This is a genomic window from Corallococcus terminator (assembly GCF_049194865.1).
GTDB classification, from domain to species: Bacteria; Myxococcota; Myxococcia; order Myxococcales; family Myxococcaceae; genus Myxococcus; species Myxococcus terminator_A.
This window is the reverse complement of the sequence record NZ_JBLZWL010000064.1, coordinates 18901-41185: the sequence shown is the minus strand read 5'-3', so window position 1 is coordinate 41185 and position 22285 is coordinate 18901. Positions and strand designations below refer to the sequence as shown.

The window sequence follows — 22285 nt, the reverse complement described above, 5'->3', positions numbered from 1 at the left end:
CTACCGGTCCTTGGGCGGGGTGAAGCGCAGGGGCGGCAGTCCCCGGTTGTCGAAGAGCTGGGCCGGGGAGTCCTCCACGTAGCTGTCCTCGAACTGGCCGTCGGTGTACTCGCGGATGACCTTCCTCCAGAAGGAGGTGGCCGCGTGGTTGGCGGGGAGCTGGGACACCTCCCACAGCCCTCGGAAGCGGTCGAACACGGCCATGGCCGCGCGCCGGCCCAGGCCGTAGCCCCGCTCGCCCCGCAGGATGAAGAACTCACTGAGCCGGAAGTCGCGCCCGGGCGTCATGTACGGGAAGGGCGCCTGCGCCACGAAGGCGAAGCCCACCGTGCGGCCCTCCCAGCGCAGCAGCAGCGGGTGGACCTCGTTGGAGTCCGCCAGCCACGTGGGCAGGAAGTTCGGCACCCACTGGCCCTGCGAGTCCATGCGGTACTCCACGCCGAACTCGCTCAAGTCATGCAGGTAGAGCGGGTACAGGTTTCGCAGCAGCGGGTGCTCGGCTGGACTCGCACGGAGTAGCTCCACGGACGCCTCCGGGCGCCCAGCATGTCCCAATCCCCGCGCCACGAACAGGACGAGCCTTCCTCGTAGAAAGAGGGGGGTGTCCAGGACCCCAGGCCTTCAGTGCGAGGTCTCCGTGGCGCTGACGGGGCTGTCGCCGCTCGCGTGAGTCTTGGCGTGCTGGGCGAAGAGGAAGCGCCTCACCGCGGCGCGCGTCAGCAGGCCTCGGGTGGCGATGCCCTCGGGCGCTGCGACGGGCAGGGCGTCCACGTCCTCCTGGTCCATGAGGAGCAGCGCGTGGGCCAGGTCGGTGTCGGGGGCCAGGGCTGGCAGCTTGCGCGCCAAATCACTCGCCACCAGCAGCGGGTACATGGCCTCGTCGCGCCACACCTCGCGGAGCTGCTCCACCTGGACGATGCCGTAGACCTCGCCGTGGATGTCCAGCACCGGCAGCGCGCCCGTCTCCGAGGTGAGCAGCAGGTCCGCCAGGGGCCGCATGGGCAGGCCCGCGGGCACGGGCGCCAGGTGCTCCATCAGCGCCTTCACGGGCGTGTGCTCCAGCAGGTCCGCGTCGCTGGGCGTCTTGGGCGCGTTGCGCTCGATGAGGTAGTGGCACAGCGCGGAGGCGATGGTGCACGTCACCATCAGCGGGAGGATGATGTCGTGGTTCCCGCTCAGCTCGTACATCATCATCATCCCGGTGAGCGGACCCCGGTTGAGCGCCGCCACCGCGCCGCCCATGCCCACCAGCGCGTACGCCCCGCTGGGGCCGGTGCTGGCCGGGAAGAAGTAGTGCACCAGCGTGCCGAACGCGCCGCCCGCCATGGCGCCGATGACGGCCGCGGGGAAGAACGTCCCGCCCGAGCCCCCCGAGCCGATGGTGATGGCCGTGGCCACCAGCTTCAGCACGCAGGCGGTGACGAGGAAGAAGAAGGACAGCTTTCCCACCGCCGCCAGGTTGATGAAGTCGTGCCCGCTGCCCCACACCGTGGGGCTGACGAAGGCCATGGTGCCCGCGCACAGCCCACCCACGCCCGCGCGCAACGGCAGCGACTTGCGGCCCAGCCACGGCGACAGCTTGCCGCCCATGCGCCCCTGGAAGAAGTGCTCCACCCCGTGCAGCATCTTCACGAAGGTGAAGGCCAAGAGGCCGCAGCCGATGCCCAGCGCCGCGTAGGCGAGGACCTCCGAGCCGCTCACCAGCTCATACGGCACGCTGCGCAGCAAGGGCGCCTCGCCCAGCACGCCCTGGCTCACCAGGGTGCCCGCCACGCTGGCCAGGATGATGGGCGAGAAGACGCGCAGCTCGAACTCGCGGAGGATGATTTCCATCGCGAACACCGCGCCGGCGATGGGGGCGTTGAACGACGCGGAGATGCCCGCGCCCGCGCCGCACGCCAGCAGGATGGACAGCTCCCTGCGGCTGAAGCCCAGCACCCGACCCACGCTGGAGGCGAACGCCGCGCCGCCATAGACGATGGGGCCCTCGCGGCCCGCCGACCCGCCGCTGCCGATGGTGATGGCGGACGCCACCAGCTTCAAGAGGCCCCGGTCCGCGGGCACCACGTTGGCGCCGCTCTTCACCGCTCGCACCACCTCGGGGACGCCGTGGCCATGCGTCTCTGGCCTGTCCCGCAGCAGCCGTCCCACCGCCACGCCGCCCAGCGTCGGCGCCAGCAGCATCAACCACCAGGGCAGCTGGGGAATCGCCTCCGCCAGCGTGTGTGCGTGGCCGAAGACGCTGTTGAGCGCGGCCAGCGCCACCAGGGGGTAGTAGAGCGACAGCGCCCCCAGCGTCAGCAGCGCCAGCAGCTTCAGCCGTCGCTTCACCTCGTCCCGAGGGCCTCCGGGCTCGATGACCCGCGCCAGCAGCAGCGCGCCGAACGCCAGCGGCGCCCCGACGATGGCGTACTCCGGATGCCACCGCGCCGAGCCGAACGCGTCCATCAACGTCAGCAGCTGGCTGCGGCGCAGCGTGTGCGCCAGCTCCGCCGCGCCGAACGTCAGCCCACTCACCAGGCCAATCAGGTTGGAGAAGATGCCCGCGGCCAGTCCGCTGTAGAGCCCCACCACCGCGCCCGCCACGGGCAGCACCGACGGACCGGGCAGTCGCAGGCGGTTGGAGGCTTGGAGCGCCGCGTGAGTGAAGCGGCTCAGCAACTCCCGAGCGCGGACCCACACCGCGCGCTGGGGCATCACCCCAGGGGGAGGTTCATCGGCATTCATTGGTCCTCCCACTAACCCATCCCCCACGTGGAAGCTTCAACGTTCTTGGGGAGCTTGTCGGGCTGGTGGCACTCCTCGCGGACACACGGCGCGAGAGGGCGAGGAGGAGGCCGGTGGGAGGCCTGTCCTCAGGGTGCGTAGCTGCTCGTGGGCAGGCGTGAGCGCAGCAGCAGCGCGATTCCTCCGAGCGCCAGCCAGGGCACCACATGTCCCCAGAGCAGGTGTGACGCGGTGCCGTCGGGGCAGTGCAGATGGAGGACGAGCAGGCTGGCCGCGCCAGCGGACAATCCGGCGGCCAGGGCGCGCACGGGGTGGAAGGCGGAGCGGCTCAGCAGCACCAGCGTGACGGCCAGGGGCACCACCGTCACCGCCAGCTCCGTGCCCATGCAGCCGACGAGGCCCTCGAGGAAGGGCCGGCCCGCTTGTCCGGAGCCCGTGAGCACCACGGTGAGGCCCAGGGCTCCCGCGGTGGCGAGCACGGCCGCCGAGGGCACGATTCGGCGTTGGGGTGACAGCGCGACATACGTGCCGGCGCTCAGCAGCGCGAGGATGAGGACCCCCACGCCCACCACCAGCGTGGAGGGCGACGCGTTGCCCACCCAGGCGTCGCGGCTCAAGAGCGCCAGTCCCACCCCCACCGTCGCCACGTGGACGCCCACCAGCAGCGCCAGTCCATGCCACCAGGGACGCGCCTTGGGCTGCTTCGCCAGGGACTCCAGGGCGAAGCGCCGCGCGTCGGACTGGCCGGGCAGCGTGTCCTCGTTGTCGTCATCATCAAGAGAGGCCGCGAGAGACGAGGACGCGAGGGCCCTGGCGCGCGCCGCCGGTGGGGCGGGGCTCGGTCCGCTGATGAACTCGAAGCCGCCCGTCACCACCTGGCACTCCTGGCACGAGGCCACGTGCGCGGCCAGCTCCGGGGGCAGGGCTTCGCCCAGGCAATCCATCACCCGTGAACACTCGGGGGTCATTCCAACGTCTCCGTTCGAAGCGCGGCGAGCAGCTCGCGCAGGCGCGTATAGCCACGGTGGGCCCGGACCTTCACCGCGCTCTCGGTGAGGCCCAGGGTGTCGGCGATTTCGGCGAAGCCCATGCCCTCGAAGCGGTGCAGGAGGATGGGGATGCGCTGGCCCTCGGGCAGTGAGTCGAGCGCCTGGCGCACGGCGCGCTCCAGCCCCACGTCGCGGGGGCCGACACTGTCATCGGCGATGCCCGTGGGCAGCTCTCCCTCGGGCGTCAGCTCCTCGGGGCGGCGGCCCCGGCGCTGGAAGTCCCGCGCCGCGTTGGTGGCGATGGCGTACAGCCAGGGCTTGAAGCGCGAGCCCGCCTGGAAGCGCCCGCGCGCGCGGACCAGGGACATGAAGGTGAGCTGCACCAGGTCCTCGGCCGTGGCCGCGCTGCCCGTCAACCGGGTGAGGTAGCCGCGCACCTGTCGGGAGTGGCGCTGGAAGAGCGCGTCGAACGCCGGAGCCCGCCCTTCACAAAACCGCGCCATCAGCACCTCGTCGGACTCGGGGGCGACGGAGGTGCGCCCCGAGTCGTCTCCGGTACGCACGGGCGCGGAGGCAGGTTTCATCGGGGGAGGCGAGGTCACGCGCGAGGCACTCTAGCCGGTTGGCCGGGACCCGGGGTGGGTGTGCCTCCTCCCCGCGCTGCTCCGTCTCCGCTACTGCTTGAGCATCGGCTGGGGTGTGGGTGCGGAGGAGGGCAGGTGGTCCGCGGCGGCGGCCAGCGCTTCGCGCACCTTGCCCTCGGCGGCCGTCCTGGCGGCGACGAGCTGTGCGCGTGTGCCTCCCGCGCCGAAGAAGCGAGCGGGCACGGCCAGCGCGGCGCGCTCCTCCGCCGAGTACTTCCTGTACGCGTACCTCACCGAGTCGGAGGGCAGCCGCAGGTTCTCCACCACCTTGAACCAGGAGAGCACCTTCAGTGAGTAGAAGCTGAGGTCCACCTCCCACCAGAACCAGCCCTGGTTGGCGGTGTTCTGGTGGTAGTGGTGGTTGTTGTGCCAGCCCTCGCCGAGGGTGATGAGCGCCAGGAGCCAGTTGTTCCGGCTGGTGTCCGTCGTCTTGTAGCGGCGCTTTCCGAAGATGTGGCTCAGGGAGTTGATGGTGAACGTCCCGTGCCACAGCAGGGTGGTGCTCACGAAGAAGCCCCACACCAGCATGGAGAAGCCGCCGATGAAGTAGAGGGCCACCGCCAGCAGGACGGGCGGCACCAGGTGGAAGCGGTTGAGCCACACCAGCTCCGGGAAGCGCGCGAAGTCCTTGATGCCCTCCATGCGCGTGGCCCCGTACTTGTCACACAGAATCCAGCCCACGTGGCTGAACCAGAAGCCCTTCTGCACCGGCGAGTGGATGTCGTCCGCCTGGTCCGACGTCCGGTGGTGGTGGCGATGGTTGGCCGCCCACCACAGCACGCCCTTCTGCGTCGACAGGGTGCCCACCAGCGCGAGGATGAACTGGAAGACACGGCCCGTCTTGAAGGCCCGGTGCGAGAAGTAGCGGTGGAAGCCCACCGTGATTCCCCACATGCGCAGGATGTACAGCCCCACACAGACCGCGACGTCCACTGGCTTCGCCCCGACAGAGAGGACGAAGAGGCACATGATGTGGACGACGAAGAAGGGGATGGACGACAGCCAGTTCAGGCGCTCGTTGTCCGAGGGCAGGGCGGGAGCAGGAGAGGAAGTCTGCAAGGGAGCCTCTTGAGCTGGAGCAGGAGCGCACCCGAAAGTGCGCAGCCTCGTCCCGCATCAACACCCCCTCCTGTCATCGCTCTGTCAGGAGGCGGCGGATTGCCGCAGCTCCGTCAACCACTCCTCGAAAGCGGGGTGGCCATGCAGCGGCGCCAGGTCCGAGTCCGAGGCGGCATAGGCCCCGTCCTTGAAGCCCAGCTCGCTGGCCCGCCGCAGCAGGCGCACCGCGTCGGGCACGTTGCGCGCCTTGGCATAAGCGCACGCCGCGTCGTAGGCGATGCTGGCGCTCGGCACATGCTCCAGCGCGGCCTCGCCCATGGCGGCGGCCTCCGAGTAGACGCCCCGGATGAAGAGCACCCGCTCCGCGCAGCTGAAGGCCGCGGCGGCCTCCACGTTGGGCAGCTTCAGGGCCTCGGGCGTGCGACCCAGGCGGATCAACGTGCCGGCGTACTCGTGCATCACCGTGCGGTCCGAGGACGTCTGCCAGGCCTGCTTCCACCAATCCAGCGCGCGCGCGTCATCCCCGACGAGGGAGAAGGACGCGGCCACCGCGTGAGGCTCCACCTTCTGCCCCTGCACCTGGGAGAAGTGGTCCAGCGCCTGACGGCCCTGGCCTTCCTTCAGCGCCACCCAGCCCAGCAGGTGGTGGGCGTGGCTCGCCAGCTCGGGGGTGAGGCCGTCGCCGCCCTCCAGCACCGAGCCACTCAGGCGCCGCGCGTCGTCCATCCGGCCCGCGTCCAGGGCGACTTTCGCCTCGCGCAGCTTCGCCGCCAGCGGATGGTCCATCGAGCCGCCACCGCCGAGGCCCGACGCGCCGCCGCCGCCGGAGCCGAGGGCCTCCGCCAGGGTGCGGAACGCCTGGAAGCCGTACATGGCGAAGAAGATGGCGGGGAACAGCCAGCCGATGTTCAGGCTGTAGACGACCACGGCCACGCACACCAGCAGCGCCAGGCCCTGGGACGCGAGCATCCCCCGTCGGGGACCGAGCACCCGGGTGGCCAGCGTGGAGACCAGCCGCCCGCCGTCCAGCGGCAGCACGGGCAGCAGGTTGAAGATGGCCCAGATGAAGTTGGCCCCGGCGAAGGTCCGCAGGAAGAAGTCCACCGCGGGGGAGTGCCCGTTGAAGACGAGGTAGCCCACCAGGCTCACCACGCCGAGCAGCAACCCGAAGAGGGGGCCCGCCGCGGTGATGACCAAATCCCGCTTCCAAGGAAGGGGACCGGGCATGTCGGTGGGCAGGGTGTGCCCGCCCAGCCAGACGAGGGCGATGCTGGGGTGGTAGCCGAAGAGGCGGCTGGCCAGGGCGTGGCCCAGCTCGTGGACCAGCACGGACACGAAGACGATGAGCATCCACGACAGGACGAACACCACCATGGCACTGGCCTGGCCCAGGGCGGGCGCCTCGGACACCTGGCGGAAGGGCCAGCCGTCCTGCGCGGCGCGAACCGAGCTGTAGGCGAGCACGGCGGAGACCAGCAGGTGGCTGGGGTGGACGTCGACGGGAATGCTCCCGAGGCGAAAGCGGAACATGGGGACGGACCTTAACCGTTGAGGCGCGGTTGCGCAGTCCGTAGCGCACATCCCGCAACCGCTTCCTCTTCAATTCGCTAGGTTCCCCGCGCCCCATGCTGCGACTCGGCCCTTATTCCCTCCCGAATCCTTTTGTCCTCGCCCCCATGGCCGGGGTGTCCGAGATGCCCTTCCGGGTGCTCGCCTTCCGCATGGGCGCCGCCCTGTGCCCCACCGAGCTCGTCAGCTCCCAGGGGTTGATGCGGGCCAACCAGCGCACCCTCATGTACCTGCGCTTCGACGCGGAGGTGGAGCGGCCCTACTCGCTCCAGCTCTATGGAGGAGACCCGGAGGCCATGGGCCTCGCGGCCCAGGTCGGCAAGTCCCACGGGGCCCAGCTCCTGGACATCAACATGGGCTGTCCCGTGAAGAAGGTGACGAAGAACGGGGCGGGCAGCGCCCTGTTGAGCGACCCGGAGCGCGCCGCCGCCATCGTCCGGGCGATGCGCGAGGCCTCGGGCCTGCCCGTCACCTGCAAGATTCGCTCGGGCTGGGACGCGAAGTCGCGCAACTACCTCCAGATGGCCGCCGCGCTCCAGGAGGCGGGCTGCGCGGGCCTGGCCATCCACCCGCGCACCCGGGAGCAGGGCTACTCGGGGCAGGCGGACTGGGCCGTCATCACGGACTTGAAGCGCCACTTCCCGGAGCTGCCCCTGTTCGGCAACGGGGACGTGCACACGCCCGAGGACGCGCGGCGGATGCTGGAGACCACCGGCTGCGACTACGTGATGATTGGCCGCGCGGCCCTGGGCAACCCGTGGATTTTTCGCGAGCTGGCCGGCGGGGCCGCGCCCGAGCCCGAGGAGCGGTGCGCCCTGGTGCTGGAGCACTTCCACGCGCACCTGGCCTTCGTGGGGGACCCGCTCGCCGCGGTGCGCTCCTTCCGCCGGCACCTGGGTTGGTACGCCCACGGCCTCGCGGGCGCCGCCGCCTTTCGTGCGCGCGCCAACGTCCTGGATGGACCGGAGGCCGTGGCGGACGCGGTGCGCGCCTTCTTCTCCGCCGCGGACGCGGACCGCTCCGGGGCTTCATCCGAGGAGCAGGACGTCGACTACCGCGCAGCGCTCGGCTGAGCCGCTGACGCTGACGCGGCGCGGAAGTTCTTACAGGGCCGTGCCCGGCGGCACGAGCACGCGGCCGGTGGCGATGGTGCGGAAGTAGTCGCAGGCGGGGGTGGAGCGGCGCTCCAGCGTGTCGAAGTCGACGTGGTAGAGGCCGAAGCGCGGGCCCCAGCCCTCCAGCCACTCGAAGTTGTCGAGCAGGCTCCAATAGAGGTACCCGCGCACGTCCACGCCCTGGGCCCGAGCGGCCAGCACCTGACCCAGGTGGGAGTGCAGGTAGTGGGGCCGGCGGGCGCCCGCGCGGTCATCGATGCCGTTCTCCGTAATCCACACCGGCTTGCCGTAGCGCTTCACGTCGCGCAGCGTCTGGAGGAAGCCCTCGGGCCAGTCCTCCCAGCCGATGTCGGTGAGGCCCCGGCCCCGGGTGTCGCGGTACTTGAACTCGATGAAGGGCGGGCGCGGCACGAAGCGCAGGTGCGCGCGGCTGTAGTAGTTCACCCCGATGAACTCCACCGAGTCCCGGGCCTCGGGGATGTCGGCGCGGGTGGTCGCCACCCCAGGCATGTTGACCCGGAGCTTCCCGGTGGAGAGCGCCTCGTGGAAGGCGTGGTTGTAGGCGGGTGACGCCAGCCGCACGAGGGCGCGGTCCAGCGGGTTCCACCAGCGGTCCGGCGCGAAGGCGAGCATGTTCTGGGAGATGCCCAGCTCCACCCGGCCCAGGCGCTCCAGCAGCTCCCGCCGCGCCGCCGCGTGGGCGCGGACCATGTTCTCCATCGCCCTCATGGTGAGCGCCCCGTCCGCGATTCCGGGGGGGATGGCGCCCTGAAGGTAGCCGCCCAGGAGGAGCACCATCGGCTCGTTGAAGGAGATGACGAGCGCGTCCAGGCCCTCCAGCAACGCGGCGCACCGGCGGGAATAGCGGCGGAAGACCTCCACGCTCTCGGCCGAGTGCCACGGCGTCTCCCGGTGGAACCACGTCGGGTGGGTGAAGTGGTGGAGCGTCACCACCGGCCGCAGGCCCTGGGCCTTCATCTTCAGGAGCCGCTCCCGGTACGCCTCCAGCGCGGCCTCGTCGAAGCGCCCTCGCTCGGGTTCGATTCGCGCCCACTCCAGGGAGATGCGGAAGGCGGTGGCGCCCACGGCGCGGGCGAGCGCGTAGTCCTCCTCGTAGCGGTGCCAGTGGTCCACCGCTCGCCCGCAACGGGCGTGGGGCTCCTTCAACTTTCCCGCGCGCTCCCACTCGGCCCAGTCGTTCTCGATGCCGCCCTCCACCTGGTACGCGGAGGTCGCGACGCCGAAGGTGAAGTCCGCGGGGAAGGTCATCTCGGAGGTCCTCATCGTGGCCGCGCACCGTAGACGCGCGCCTCCATCGCGAAAAGTTCCGAACGTCGCGAAGGCCAGTGCGCGGCATCCGACAGTGCGCTTCCGAGGCGCGCGCCACGAACGGCTCCGTCGCGTCCGGAGCCTAGAATTCGGCCTCGCGCGCGTTTTCGCGCATCGCTTCGGAAGTGTCCGCGAAGCGCCTTTCGCGACCTCCGGCGCCGCTCGATGCCGAAAAATCGGCCTCGCCGCGCGATGCAATACATCACCATGCGTTGACACACTGGTGTGTCGCCCGTACCATTCACTTCAAGCACTCACTCCATCAAAAGAAGAGTGCAGGCCCTTGGTTCACTGGGGCCAATCACATGGAGGGTTCTGATGGCCGCTAAGAAGAAGACCGCCGCGAAGAGCGCGAAGAAGAAGACCGCCGCGAAGAAGACGACTGCCCGCAAGACGGCTGGCAAGACGGCGAAGAAGCCGGCGGCGAAGAAGACGACCGCTCGTAAGGCCGCCAAGAAGGCCCCTGCCCGCAAGCGCGCGAGCAGCAAGGCGAAGACGGTGGCGGCCCCGGCGACCCCGGAGTCCTGAGCAGCACGTCGTCATTCGCGGACGGTATTTGACGTCCGGTGAACGGCTCGGCGAATCCCGCCGGGCCGTTTTTCTTTTGTCCGGACAGGAGCTTGCCCATGTCACTGCGTCCCTCGGAGCTGGAGCAGGTGGTGGCGGAGGTGGGTGCGAAGCTGACGGGAGCGGTGGCCCAGAAGGCCTGGTGCCCGCTGCCGAGGCTGGCGTACCTGGAGCTGCGAGTCCCCGGGCGATCCATCCTTTTATGCCTCTGCGCCGAGGGAGACCTCTCCCGGGTGGCCGTCGCCGAGTCGCGCTTCCCCACTCCCGGCGAGCCCGCGCCCTTCCAACGGTGGCTGCGGCACGAGCTGACCGGCGCGAAGCTCGTGGCGGCGCGCTTTCGCGACGCGGAGCGGGTGGTGGAGCTCGACTTCGAGCGCGAGGAGGTGCGCCGACGTCTGGTGATGGAGCTGGGCTCCCCAGGCGGACTGCTCCTCTTGAGCGAGCAGGGGCGGGTGCTGATGCTGTCCGGCGAGGGCTTCGGTCCCCGGCGCAATCTCTATCCGGGCGCGGCGTGGACGCCTCCGGAGTCGCTGCCCCCGGAGGCGCTGGCCAAGGCGCGCCTCGCGCCCTCGCGGCTGGTGCCCGCCGAGGGGGACACGCTTCCTTATTCCCACGCGGCGGAGCAGCTGCTCGGAGCCAAGGACCAGGCGAGCCGCGCGGAGTCCATCCGTCGCCGACTGGCGCAGCCGTACCGGGCCCGCCTCAAGCGCTCCTCGCGCACGCTGGAGAAGGTGAGGGCGGAGGCCGCGCGCGGGCCGGACGCGGAGAAGCACCGTCGCACGGGGGAGCTGCTGGCGCAGAACCTCTTCCGCCTCAAGCGGGGCGCCACCGAAGTCACCCTCACCGAGTACACCGAGGCCGGCGCGGAGGAGGTCCAGGTGAAGCTGGACCCGAAGCGCACCCCCAAGGAGGAGGCGGACTGGAACTTCCACCAGTACCGCCGGCTGCTGCGAGGCGTGGAGCAGGCGCGCCACCGCGAGGCGGAGCTGGCGCGGGAAGTGGCTCACGCGCAGCTCTCGCTGGAGCAGGTGGAGCGGATGGACGAGCCGATGCTGCTCGCGCAGGCCCAGGTGCTGCACATCCCGGTGGGAGGCGAGGCCACGCCGGAGGGCAAGCCCTTCAAGGAGTACGTGGGCCACGCGGGCGCGCGCATCTGGGTAGGGCGAGGTTCGGAGGACAACGACACGCTCACCTTCAAGGTGGCCCGGCCCTGGTACCTGTGGTTCCACGCGCGCGGCGTGCCGGGCAGTCACGTGGTGCTTCCTCTAGAGAAGGGACAGGAGCCCACGCAGGAGGTGCTCCTGGACGCGGCGCACCTGGCGCTGCACCACTCGGGGGCGAAGGGCGAGCCGCGCGGCGAGGTCAGCTACGTGCAGGTGAAGTTCGTGCGCAAGGTGAAGGGAGGGGCGCAGGGGCAGGTGACGTACACGCGCGAGAAGACCTTCGTGGTGCGCATGGAGGCGGAGCGGCTGGAGCGACTGCTCAAGTCCCGTCACACCGAGGTGCCCGCTCCGTGACGAATCCTCCCCCCGGAGTGTGAATCACCCGAGCATGGGGGTGGGGTGCGGTTGACGGGGTGACGGAGGGCAGGCGGGCAAAGGCCGGCGGCCTTGAGTCCGGGAGGTTGCCGGGTACGATGCGCCCCGAGTGACCTCCGAGTTTTTCCGTCAGATGTCCCTGTTTCCACGCGGCCTCTCCGCGGCCAGTCGGGCCACGGCGGCGGTCGCGGAGCCCCTTGTCCTGGAACAGGAGGTCGCGCCGCGGCTCGAGCCCGTGCTCGTTCCCCAGCAACGGCCGCCTCCGCCCCGGCATCGGGTGCCCGAGGAAGCACCGCGCATGCTCACCGTCCCCTCTCCGCGTGAGGAGATGTGGACCCGCGCGGAGTCCCTGGCCTGGAGGCTGAGCGCGGAGCTGGGGATGCCGGTGAAGCTGGCGGTGACGGACAACCGCTCCACCATGGTGTCCTTCCGTCGAGGGGGCAACGCGCTGCAGCTGCGCCTGCACCACATGTTCCTGGACGCGCCGGAGACCATCGTCCGCGCGGTGGCGGACTACGCGGGCCGGGGGCACCGTACGGCGGGCGTGATGTTGGACGAGTACATCCGGGGACAGCAGCCGCGAATCCGGCAGGTGCGTCGTGAATCGGACGCGGACCTGAACCCGTTGGGGCGCTGTTTCGACCTGCTGGCGCTTTACAACAACGTCAACGCCACTTTTTTCGAGAACGTCATCCAGGCGCGCATCGGCTGGGGGCGGATGCCTCCGAGGCGCCGGCGCAAGTCCATCCGCCTGGGCGTGTACGACCACCAGACGCGGGAGATTCGCATCCATCCCGCGCTGGACAGGCCCGAGGTGCCGGCCTTCTTCGTGGAGTTCATCGTCTACCACGAGATGCTGCATCAGCTCTTCCCGAGCACGGGGCGAAGCGGGCGTCGAGTCCATCACCCGCGCGCCTTCCGGGAGCGTGAGCGCACGTACCCTCACTACGCGGCGTCGCTGCGCTGGGAGCGGGAGAACCTGGGTGTGCTGTTGCGCGGTTGATGGCTCCGTTGCTCGCTGGCTCATTTACCGTTTTACCGAGCGAAGCGACGCGTGGTGCGTGCTTGACGCGTTCGTGAGGGACACCCATCCTCCCGAGCCATATGCGACGAGCGAAGATTGTCTGCACCCTCGGGCCCGCGAGTCAGAGCCAGGAGATGTTGGAGGCGCTGCTGGAGAACGGCATGGACGTCGCGAGATTGAACTTCTCGCACGGCAGCCATGAGCAGCACGCGGAGAACATCGCCAAGCTGCGCGCGGCCTCGCTGAAGGTGCGCAAGGCGGTGGGCATCCTGGGTGACTTGCAGGGCCCGAAGATTCGGACGGGCCGCTTCACCAAGGGCAGCACGGACCTGAAGGAAGGCGGCATCTTCCACATCACCACGGACGAGACGGTGCCGGGCACGGACGAAATCGTGTCCACCACGTACCCGTTCCTGGCGGCGGACGTGAATCCGGGCGACCGCATCCTGTTGGACGACGGCTTGCTGGAGCTGAAGGTCCTCCACACGGACAAGCAGAAGCTCATCAAGACGCAGGTCATCCACGGCGGCGCGCTGAAGAACAACAAGGGCATCAACCTGCCCGGTGTCGCGGTGCGCGCGGACGCGCTGACGCCCAAGGACCGCGAGGACTTGGTCTTCGGAATCAAGGCGGGCGTGGACTTCATCGCGCTGTCCTTCGTGCGGCAGCCGTCGGACCTGGACGCGGCGCGGCAGGCGATGGCGGAGGTGGGCCGGACGGTGCCCATCATCGCGAAGCTGGAGAAGCCGGAGGCGATTGCCCGGCTGGACGCCATCCTCGACAAGACGGACGGCGTGATGGTGGCGCGCGGCGATTTGGGCGTGGAGATTCCGCCCGAGGAAGTCCCGGCGGTGCAGAAGGACATCATCCGGCGTTCGAACCTGCGGGGCCTGCCGGTCATCGTGGCGACGCAGATGTTGAACTCGATGATTGACAACCCGCGGCCCACGCGCGCCGAGGCGAGCGACGTGGCCAACGCCGTGTTCGACGGCGCGGACGCGGTGATGCTCTCGGGCGAGACGGCGAGCGGCAAGTTCCCCATCGAGTCCGTGCAGATGATGGAGCGCATCATCCTGGCGGCGGAGTCGTCGCAGCGGGTGCAGCCGGTGTTGCGCAACATCGACGCGCCGCTTGGGCTGCCCACGCACTTCCCGGATGTGATTGCGCGCGTGGCGTGCGAGGCGGCGAAGGCGAGTGGCGCGTCGCTGATTGCGGCCTTCACGCTGTCGGGCGTGACGGCGCGGTTGTTGTCGCACTACAGGCCGTCGGTGCCGATTGTGGCCTTCAGCCCGAACCAGGAGGTCCGTCGTCGGCTGGCGCTCCTGTGGGGCGTGGTGCCGCGAGTGCTTGAGCCCATCCAGGACACGGAGGCGATGGTGCGCCGCGTGGGGGAGGAGTTGGTGGCGCGGGGCCTGGGTCGCAAGGGCGACCGCATCGTCATCGTGTACGGCGCGCCCGTGGGACAGCCCGGGAAGATCAACAGCCTGCGGCTGCACACCATCGAAGGCTGAGCCGGAGTCGAATCGAAGGCTGAGCCGGAGTCGAATCGAAGCACCGTGAGGGGAGGCCCGTGGTCGGGGCTTCCCCTTCGTGCTTCATAGGGCCGCGAGGAGTGGAATGGAGCGCAAGGCCCGGGCGCCCCGAGGATTCCGGCGAGCCCGCGCGGACGCGTCCGCCCTGCCGTTACTTCGGCGGGTGGGCCAGCGCGCGGCGGGGAATCTGCGCGTCCACGAAGATGTGGAACAGCTCCTTGTCGAGCTGCCCGTTGTCGGCCTCGCGCTTGAGGATGTCGAGTGCGAGGGTGTGGGGCACGGCCTTCTTGTAGGGCCGGTCGCTGGCGGTGAGCGCGTCGTAGATGTCGGAGATGGACATCATCCGCGACTGCACGGGGATGGTGCGGTCGGGGATGGCGCGCGGGTAGCCGGTGCCGTCGAGCTTCTCGTGGTGCGCGTAGGCGATTTCGGGCACGCGGCGCAGGGCGCGCGTCCACGGAATCTGGGTGAGGAAGCGGTAGGTGTGCTCGACGTGGCTCTCGATTTCGCGGCGCTCCTCGGTGGAGAGGGTGCCACGGGTGATGGAGAGCGACTGGATTTCGCGAGGCAGGAGCAGCGGCTGCGTCTGGCCGTCGGCGTCCTCGAACTGGAGGTGCCCCAACTCGTGCAGGCGCTCGAAGCCTCCCTGGGCGAGCACCGTGGGCCGGTTGCAGGTGAGGACGAAGTCGAACACCTCGTGCAGGTGCTTCAGCTCGGTGCCGAGCCGCTCGGTCTCCTCGGCCTCGATTTCCGCGAGGTGCTTGTCGCCGCGGTGCTTCACGGCCTCGAAGCGGCGGCGGTAGCTCTGGAGCTGGAGGTCCTTGCGCGCGAGCTGGAAGCGGGCGCGAAGTCCGTCGAGCTCATAGGGGTAGAGCTTCTCCGCCTTGACGAGCACGTTCTCCCGCACGCCCACCTTGCCGAAGTCATGGAGCAGCGAGGCGTAGCGAATCTCCTGAATCTCCGTGGAGGAGAAGTGCGTCCGGGCATAGGGGCCGGTGGACAGGTGCTCCAGGGCCTGGGCCAGGGACACGGTGAGGTCCGCGACGCGGCCCGAATGTCCCGCCGTCGTCGGGTCGCGAGCTTCGATGGCGACGACCGAGGCGGAGACGAAGCCCTCGAAGAGGCGATTGATTTCTTCGTGGAGGAGGGCGTTCTCGATGGCGCCGGCGGCCTGGGCACCCAGGGCGAGCAGCAGCTCCTCGTCCTCGGAGTTGAAGCCCTGGCCATCGAGCTTGTTGAGGGCCTGGATGACGCCCGTCACTTCGCCATTCGCGTCACGCATGGGGACGCAGAGGATGGTCTTGGTCTGGTAGCCGCTGGAGATGTCGAACGAGCGGTTGAAGCGGGTGTCCGCGTAGGCGTCGGGGATGTTGATGATGGCGCCGGTGTGGGCCACCTGGCCTGCGATGCCGCTGCCCGCGGGGAGTCGGATTTCGCTCTTCGAGCCCTGGGCCACCTTGCTCCACAGCTCGTTCGTCTCCCGGTCCAGGATGAAGAGCGAGCACCGGTCGGCCTCCACCACCTTGGTGGCCTCGAAGAGGATGAGCGGGAGCAGCAGGTCCAGGTCGCGCTCGGCGCTCATGGCCTTGGCGACGTCCAGGATGGACGTGAGCTTCGCCAGTCGGCGGTTGAGGTCGGGGAGTGGCTGCGGAACGGCGGGAGAACGTGAGAGCACCGGGCGGCTCCGGGCGACGTGGCCTGCGGCCGTGCAGGACGTCGAGGTTGTAACATGCCCAGCCAGGTGACTGTCTTCAGCCCCGACCTACTCGGTTTCCTGCTTTCGAGTGGACGTCCGGGAATTCAGCCCGTGCCGGAGGGAGAGGGAAGGGGGTATGTAGCGCCCCCATGAGCCGTCGCCCTGTGCGGATTTCCCCCTCGCTGCTGTCCTCTGACTTCGGCCGTTTGGCCGAGGAGGTCCGCGACATTGAAGCCGCGGGAGCGGACTGGATTCACGTGGATGTGATGGACGGGCGGTTCGTGCCGAACATCACGATAGGGCCGGTGGTGGTGGAGGCCATCAAGCGAGCAGCCACGAAGCCGTTGGACGTGCACCTGATGATTGTGGAGCCGGAGAAGTACGTGGAGGCCTTCGTGAAGGCGGGGGCGGACGTGCTGACGGTGCACGTGGAGGCGAGCCCCCATCTGCACCGCACTCTGCAACAGATTCGTCACGCGGGGGCGAAGGCGGCGGTGGTGTTGAACCCGAGCACGCCGCTGTCGGCGATTGAAGAGGTGCTGGGGGACGTGGACATGGTGTTGCTGATGAGCGTGAACCCGGGGTTTGGCGGGCAGAGCTTCATCGAGGCGACGGTGGACAAGGTGCGCCGGCTGCGAGCGATGTTCGACGCGCGCGGGTTGGACACGGACATCGAAGTGGACGGGGGCATCAACGCCGACACGGCGAAGCGCGTCGTGGCGGCGGGGGCGACGGTGCTGGTGGCGGGCAGCTACGTCTTCGGGGCGAAGGACCGGGCGGCGGCCATCCGTTCGCTGAGGCCGTAGGCGGGCGTCAGGCGCGGGTGCGAGCGACGGTGGAGGCGAGCCGGGCGACGCGGGTCATGAAGGTGGGGTCGAAGGGCTTCACCTCGTAGTCGTCGGCTCCGAGCTCGAAGCAGACGTGGCGGGTGAACTGGTCCTCGACGCCGCTGAGGATGATGACCTTGCAGTCGCGGGTGGACGGGTCCTGCTTGAGCTGGGCGAGCAGGTCCCGGCCGTCCTGGTGCTGGTTGATGTCCAGGATGATGACGGCGGGGCGGTGGAGCCGAGCCAGCTCCAGGACGCGCTCCGACGTCGTGTCCGAGATGCACGTCAAGCCGGACCGCTTCGCCTCCCGGGCGAGGGCCGACACGATGAGCGGTTCATCATCGGAGATGAGGACGACGGGGGGCATTTTCGTTTCGACCTGCACAACCCACTGCCTTTTTCGGCCCGGAGAATCAGTGAATATATCCGGAAGTACCGGAATGTCGGGGATTTTTAAAGGGGGAGGGTGGGAGAAGGGGGTGGGAGGGGTCTGGAGAGACTCGCAAAAAGGGGCAGGCGAGGGGGCGTGGAACGAAAAGGTGATCCGAGGACGTTGACTCAGCCGAGGGGCACGGGTATTACCGCCCGCACTTTTCGCCGGTCCCGAAGAAGACCCACCGGCGGACGGACATATCGGGGAGTGGCTCAGCCTGGTAGAGCACTTGGTTCGGGACCAAGGGGTCGCAGGTTCAAATCCTGTCTCCCCGACCAACAAAGAGGCCCAGGAGTTTCGCGGACTTTCGCGAGGCTCCTGGGCTTTTTCTTTTCCCACGTTGACCGTCAGCAGCAAACTAGCATCACTCGGAGAGGACTCGATTCCAGCAGCAAGCGGGGCCTGTGGAGCCCTGTAGCGGTGCTGTCGGTGCCCGGCAGGCGTCTTCGAGAAGGACGAAGCAGTCCGTCCTACAGCGAGGTCATGCCGCTGCATCCGCAGAGGCGCCGAAGAAGGTCTGCATAGTGGTCGTAGAACGCCCGCGTGTCCGCGGGGTTGGCGCGGAGGCTGTCGCTCCAGTCGGCCCGGATTTCAGGGGCAAGAGCCGTGGCAATCGTCCTGCGCGCCGTTTCGGGGAACTGCTGCAACCCCGACTCGGTACATGGAGCCCAGTTGGTGAGGGCGAGGTGGCACATCCCGCTATTGGCTGAGAAGTCGTGAAATGCCTTCGGCTCGGCGCAGTTCATGCAGAAATCGGATAGGTAGTCGTCCAGAGTTTTCAGCGGCCTCATGGGCGGGGCGGTAGCACTCTTCCCGGCCCTCCTTCAACGCAAGGGGAACTTACTCAGCTGGGGTGGGCGCCGTGAAGTCGAGTTGATTGAGAGGTCCCCCGCGTCTGTGGACACCCCCGATGTGATGGAAGTGTGTTCGATGTCGGAAAGCGAGGAGAAGCAGAGGCGGCTCTCCCGAGCAGAACTCTGGGTTGAGCCGAAGCACTCTCCTGTGGAGGTCTAAGTTGGAGACCGATGACCTGGGATGGTTTCGAATGTTGCTTCTGGTTCCCCTCGGGGAGGAGGACCCTCATGGCAACAAGCCGAAGGCACCAGTTGTCCTGGTCTGGATTCGGCGGGAGCATGCCCCCTCTCCGCCAGCCTCGAATGACGAGGTTCAGCATCGAATGCAATCCGTGCGGAAGCGAGACACCGTTCCGGAGGTGGCGCTGCGCTCCGCCCTTCATCGAGCGGCCTACGCTTTCGGGTCGATGTGGCGCCTATCCCTGGACGCCGCCGGGCGGAAATCGTGTTCCGCAGGGCGCCCGTCGCAGTCTACGTCAATGGATGCTTCTGGCATGGTTGCCCGGAACATTGGAGCCTTCCTCTCTCGAACCGGGGCTTCTGGGAAGCGAAGATCGCTTACGACCGCCGACGAGATAAGGACACCGACCGGCAGCTCGCCGAGCATGGGTGGAGATCGGTTCGGGTGTGGGAACACGAGCTTGCTGAGCAAGTCACTCAGAAAATCGCTGCCATAATCCGGCAGGTGGGCGCCTGCCGAACCAATAAGGCGAAGGTCGCTGCCGAAGGTATCCCTGGGGAATGGTAGGATGCGCGCTCCTTTCTTCGGACACCCTGATGGCAACTCCCTCTGAACCCAAGAAGCCAGATGCTCGTCCATACGAGATGCGCATCTCCAGGAACACGGTCGATAAGCTGGGCGTCAAGCTCTACGACCAGGCGAGCGCTGTCGTCGCTGAACTCGTCGCCAACAGCTACGACGCTGATGCTGAGGAGGTCACGGTCCGCCTCCCGTTGGGGACTCAACTGGCTGCCCGCCAGCCCGACGGCAAGCTTGACGAGCATGGGTACTCCATTGAGGTCGAAGACAACGGCCATGGCATGACGCCAAGCGAGGCCATCGACTTCTTCCTCAGGGTCGGCCGCGACCGGCGCAGGGACCCGCAGAGAGGGAGTGTGTCGCAGGGTAAGAAGCGCCCCGTAATGGGCCGTAAGGGCATCGGCAAGCTTGCCCCTTTCGGAATCTGCCGCACCATCGAGGTGATTTCCTCGGGTGGGTCGAAGATGCCGGAGGGGTACATCACGGCGCACTTCGTGATGTGCTTCGATGACATCGTTAAGGAGACGGATGAGCCGGTGTCCTTCATGCCGGGAAAGCAGGATCGTACGTACAGCCCCAAAACGGGGACGAAGATCCTACTGAGGGATTTCTCCAACAAGCGTGTGCCGGCCACCAAGATCTTCCACCGCCAGCTCGCTCGTCGGTTCGTGTTCGCGACGACAGACTTCGCGATCTTCATCGAGGACACGCGAGACCCTGCGAACAACCCGCGGAAGAAGGTCGACCCCTTCGAAATCCCGCTCATGGATGGGACAAAGGTCGACGTGTCGAACTACCCCGTTTCCACGGACACTGGGCAGCAATTCAAGGTGACTGGGTGGCTCGGCTTGGCGAAGGAGGCGTACAAGGACGAGGAGATGGCTGGTGTGCGTGTCTACGCTCGTAACAAGATCGTCGCCACCACACGCGACTTTGAGCAGCCTGCGGGCTTCACCGGCGAGTTCACGACTCGTTCGTACTTAGTTGGTGAGGTGCATGCCGAATGGCTGGACTTCGACGAAGGGGAGGATTTGGTTCGCACCGACCGACAGGGCATTCTTTGGGACTCCGAACTCGGCAACGCCTTGCGGAAGTGGGGTGGTGAGCGCATCCGCGAAATTGGCGCCGCTTCCAGGAAGCCCCGCCGAGAAAGAGTACGGAAGATGTTCGTCGAGAAGGCGGACTTCGAGAACAAGGCTAAGGCACGCTTCAGCGACAGTTCCATCGTGCGTGCCGCCGTCTCCCTGGCCGAGCAGGTGGGGGGCTTTGCCGCAGAGGACGAGCTTGAAGACAGCCAGTACGTCGAAGACCTGTCCGATGTGCTGCTTGCGGTCGCTCCGCACAAGGCCCTCATTGAGGCGTTCCAGGAGTTCTCCAAGAGCGCGACGGGAAAAGCGCCTTCGATGAACAAGCTCGCCGACCTCTTCGGCAAAACGCGACTCGCCGAACTCGCTTCTTACGTGCAGATTGCGAGCGAGCGCGTACGCATTATCGGAGAGCTGGAAAAGATCATTCAGTCTACTGGTTCGAAGGAGGAAGACCTCCAGCGCATCATTACGGAGGGGCCTTGGCTCGTTCACCCTACTTGGAGCGTCATCACCATCAATCAGCGGCTCAAGACGTTCAAGACGATGTTCGAGCAGTTCTGGAAGAAGAGAACCGGAACCACCGTCACGCTCGCCATCACCTACACCACCAAGCGCCCAGACTTCGTGCTGGTGAGTGCGGACCGAATGCTGCACATCGTTGAGATCAAGGCTGCCGGCCACGTCTTCACTGATGCGGACTTCGATCGGATGTACAACTACGTCGAGGCCTTCGAAGCGTTTTTCGAGGCGAATATCACCCTCATGGATGAGTTCAACGGGTGGCAAATCGATCTGGTGGCTGACGACGTCGACATCAAAGGGAAGAAGGAGGCGCGCCTGTTCAAGGAGTTGGTTGGAAAGGGGCAGGTGGTGCGCATCACTTGGGTCGACTTCCTGAACAGGGCAAAGGTCGCGCACGAGCAGTTCCTTGATGCACGCGACAGGGCCGTGACTGCGGCGACACCGTAGTCAGTCAGTGGGAGGGGCAGTTGGCGCTTACAAAGAAGCACGCTGAGGTAACGGGCGTGCGGAACAACAAGAAGGCCGAATCTGGTCGGTCAAGTCAGAGGACGGCTCGCTCGAACCATGCTCGAGTTGGGCCGGACGCATTGAATGCAGTGAGCCTCTTCTCGAACTGCGGGGCCGGTGACGTGGGTTTCGCCCAGGCGGGTTTTCGCTTCAGGGTGATGGCGGAACTCGATCCGCGCAGATTGGAGATTGCTCTCCGGAACCACATTGGCGCTGTCGGCGTTCCAGGAGACCTGCGCTCGACTTGGCGTAAGGTTGTCTCGGCGTATCGTGACGTCGTTGGGTCCACGCCTCCCGCTCTTCTCGCCGCGTGTCCGCCATGCCAAGGAATGAGCTCGGCACGCAGCGGCCGGGGCTCATGGGACGACGCCGACGCGGGGAGTCGTGACGCGCGCAACCTCCTGGTGGTTGTGGTGGCAAAGGTGGCTAATGCCTTGAAGCCTCGGGTCGTGGTCGTAGAGAACGTTGAGGCCTTCCTCTCTCGAAAGGTGCGTCACCCACGTACGGGCCGTAGTGTGTCGGCAGCCACTCTCCTCGTGACGCTGCTCGCGCGAGAGTACGAGGTGTTCCCACTCCTCGCGAACTTGGCCGATTTCGGAGTGGCACAAAACCGTAAGCGCGCTTTCTTGACCTTCTTGCGTCGGGACGAGGGCGGCCTGCGTGGTCTCCTAGAATCTGGTTGGGCACCATATCCGCGACCCTCATACGCTGCAGACTCTAAGGGACTTCCTCACATCACTGTCGCCGAGGCTCTGCAGGAACTCCGGTTGGGTGCCTTGGACGCTAGCTCTCAGGAGACGGCAGGGACCGGATTGCATTCCGTGCCCATATGGGGACGGGATCATCGCTACGCGATGGTTTCGGCAATTCCACCTGGAAGCGGCGGGAGTGCTTGGCAGAACAACTCCTGCGGAGCATGTGCCGAAACGGTGACTGATGAGGACGCGGCCGAGTGCTCCAATTGTAAGGTGCCGCTACTGCGGCCCGTCGTCCGGGGGCGCGGTGGCCGCTACCGGCTCGTTCGCGGCTTTCGCACGACCAGCTACCGCCGTATGAGTCCGGACGCCCCGGCTTCAACGATCACGACGGCGAGCGGGCATGTCGGCAGTGACATCACCCTCCACCCCTACGAGAACCGGGTGCTCAGCATGGCGGAGTGCGCCCATCTGCAAACGTTTCCCGAGTCCTTCGACTGGGGCGATGCCTTAGATCGATGGGGCAGTTCGAATGTCCGCGCGATGATTGGGGAGGCTGTTCCGCCGCGGTTCACTCATGCCCATGGTCAGGCAATCGTTGGGGTGCTCACCGGAACATGGACCGTTGGTCCCCTTGGGATTTACGACCCTAGATTCCAGTCCGCACTGGGAAAGCTTGGGCTGCGGGGCCTCTATACCCGGGCTTGAGCCTGCCGACTGGCACGAGACTCCTATGCTACATGGAATTGCGTGTTCCCCTCTCTGCCAACGTGAGTGAGACAGTCCGTACCGAGCAGTTTAGTGTGCAGG

18 protein-coding genes and 1 tRNA gene are annotated in these 22285 nt (G+C 67.5%); 10 read left to right on the top strand and 9 right to left on the bottom strand.

The annotated features are described in order from the left end of the window. From ACN469_RS20650 to ACN469_RS20625, 6 genes are all read right to left on the bottom strand, one after another. Positions 1-525, bottom strand: a complete 525-nt coding sequence (locus ACN469_RS20650; protein ID WP_498770447.1) for a GNAT family N-acetyltransferase — start codon at positions 523-525, stop codon at positions 1-3. 96 nt (positions 526-621) lie between these two features. After that, complete coding sequence (locus tag ACN469_RS20645) at positions 622-2727, bottom strand: chloride channel protein (protein ID WP_498770445.1); 2106 nt, start codon at positions 2725-2727, stop codon at positions 622-624. 128 nt (positions 2728-2855) lie between these two features. After that, complete coding sequence (locus ACN469_RS20640) at positions 2856-3695, bottom strand: DUF1109 domain-containing protein (RefSeq protein WP_498770443.1); 840 nt, start codon at positions 3693-3695, stop codon at positions 2856-2858. Next, positions 3692-4279 (bottom strand): RNA polymerase sigma factor, encoded by a 588-nt coding sequence (locus ACN469_RS20635; RefSeq protein WP_498770441.1) that lies wholly within the window; start codon positions 4277-4279, stop codon positions 3692-3694. The genes ACN469_RS20640 and ACN469_RS20635 overlap by 4 nt, the downstream gene beginning before the upstream one ends. 111 nt (positions 4280-4390) lie before the next feature. Then, on the bottom strand, positions 4391-5419 hold the full coding sequence (locus ACN469_RS20630; RefSeq protein WP_498770439.1) for an acyl-CoA desaturase: 1029 nt from the start codon (positions 5417-5419) through the stop codon (positions 4391-4393). Positions 5420-5503: 84 nt separating this feature from the next. Beyond that, positions 5504-6949, bottom strand: coding sequence for a TPR end-of-group domain-containing protein (locus tag ACN469_RS20625; protein ID WP_498770437.1), 1446 nt, complete (start codon positions 6947-6949; stop codon positions 5504-5506). Positions 6950-7044: 95 nt separating this feature from the next. On the opposite strand from ACN469_RS20625, the gene dusB reads away from it, so the two are divergent. Further along, complete coding sequence (gene dusB, locus ACN469_RS20620) at positions 7045-8061, top strand: tRNA dihydrouridine synthase DusB (RefSeq protein WP_498770435.1); 1017 nt, start codon at positions 7045-7047, stop codon at positions 8059-8061. A gap of 30 nt (positions 8062-8091) precedes the next feature. Here dusB and ACN469_RS20615 read toward each other — a convergent pair whose 3' ends face one another. Beyond that, entirely contained in the window at positions 8092-9387 is a 1296-nt protein-coding gene (locus tag ACN469_RS20615) for a glycoside hydrolase family 1 protein (protein WP_498770433.1), read from the bottom strand. A gap of 363 nt (positions 9388-9750) precedes the next feature. Between ACN469_RS20615 and ACN469_RS20610 the strand changes: the two genes are divergently transcribed. From ACN469_RS20610 to pyk, 4 genes are all read left to right on the top strand, one after another. Then, on the top strand, positions 9751-9960 hold the full coding sequence (locus ACN469_RS20610; protein WP_498770431.1) for a hypothetical protein: 210 nt from the start codon (positions 9751-9753) through the stop codon (positions 9958-9960). Positions 9961-10058: 98 nt separating this feature from the next. Further along, positions 10059-11516 (top strand): NFACT RNA binding domain-containing protein, encoded by a 1458-nt coding sequence (locus tag ACN469_RS20605; protein WP_498770429.1) that lies wholly within the window; start codon positions 10059-10061, stop codon positions 11514-11516. 154 nt (positions 11517-11670) lie between these two features. Next, the gene (locus ACN469_RS20600) at positions 11671-12540 is read left to right on the top strand and encodes a hypothetical protein (protein WP_498770427.1); all 870 of its coding nucleotides are present in this window, start codon (positions 11671-11673) and stop codon (positions 12538-12540) included. A gap of 101 nt (positions 12541-12641) precedes the next feature. Further along, positions 12642-14072 carry a pyruvate kinase gene (gene pyk, locus ACN469_RS20595; protein ID WP_176436764.1) on the top strand — a complete coding sequence of 477 codons (1431 nt, stop codon included), beginning with the start codon at positions 12642-12644 and terminating at the stop codon, positions 14070-14072. Positions 14073-14244: 172 nt separating this feature from the next. Here pyk and ACN469_RS20590 read toward each other — a convergent pair whose 3' ends face one another. Then, entirely contained in the window at positions 14245-15768 is a 1524-nt protein-coding gene (locus ACN469_RS20590; protein WP_498770425.1) for a GAF and HD-GYP domain-containing protein, read from the bottom strand. 170 nt (positions 15769-15938) lie between these two features. Between ACN469_RS20590 and rpe the strand changes: the two genes are divergently transcribed. Then, on the top strand, positions 15939-16595 hold the full coding sequence (rpe, locus tag ACN469_RS20585) for a ribulose-phosphate 3-epimerase (protein WP_498770423.1): 657 nt from the start codon (positions 15939-15941) through the stop codon (positions 16593-16595). Between the two features lie 7 nt (positions 16596-16602). Here the strand turns inward: rpe and ACN469_RS20580 are convergent, their stop codons facing one another. Continuing rightward, complete coding sequence (locus tag ACN469_RS20580; RefSeq protein ID WP_141646077.1) at positions 16603-16983, bottom strand: response regulator; 381 nt, start codon at positions 16981-16983, stop codon at positions 16603-16605. A gap of 267 nt (positions 16984-17250) precedes the next feature. On the opposite strand from ACN469_RS20580, the gene ACN469_RS20575 reads away from it, so the two are divergent. From ACN469_RS20575 to ACN469_RS20560, 4 genes are all read left to right on the top strand, one after another. After that, positions 17251-17327, top strand: a tRNA-Pro gene (locus ACN469_RS20575). A 985-nt stretch (positions 17328-18312) separates the two neighbouring features. After that, positions 18313-18651, top strand: a complete 339-nt coding sequence (locus ACN469_RS20570) for a very short patch repair endonuclease (RefSeq protein ID WP_498770420.1) — start codon at positions 18313-18315, stop codon at positions 18649-18651. A 29-nt stretch (positions 18652-18680) separates the two neighbouring features. Next, positions 18681-20720 carry an ATP-binding protein gene (locus ACN469_RS20565; RefSeq protein WP_498770418.1) on the top strand — a complete coding sequence of 680 codons (2040 nt, stop codon included), beginning with the start codon at positions 18681-18683 and terminating at the stop codon, positions 20718-20720. Positions 20721-20776: 56 nt separating this feature from the next. Beyond that, positions 20777-22183 carry a DNA cytosine methyltransferase gene (locus tag ACN469_RS20560; protein WP_498770502.1) on the top strand — a complete coding sequence of 469 codons (1407 nt, stop codon included), beginning with the start codon at positions 20777-20779 and terminating at the stop codon, positions 22181-22183. Positions 22184-22285 lie beyond the last annotated feature (102 nt).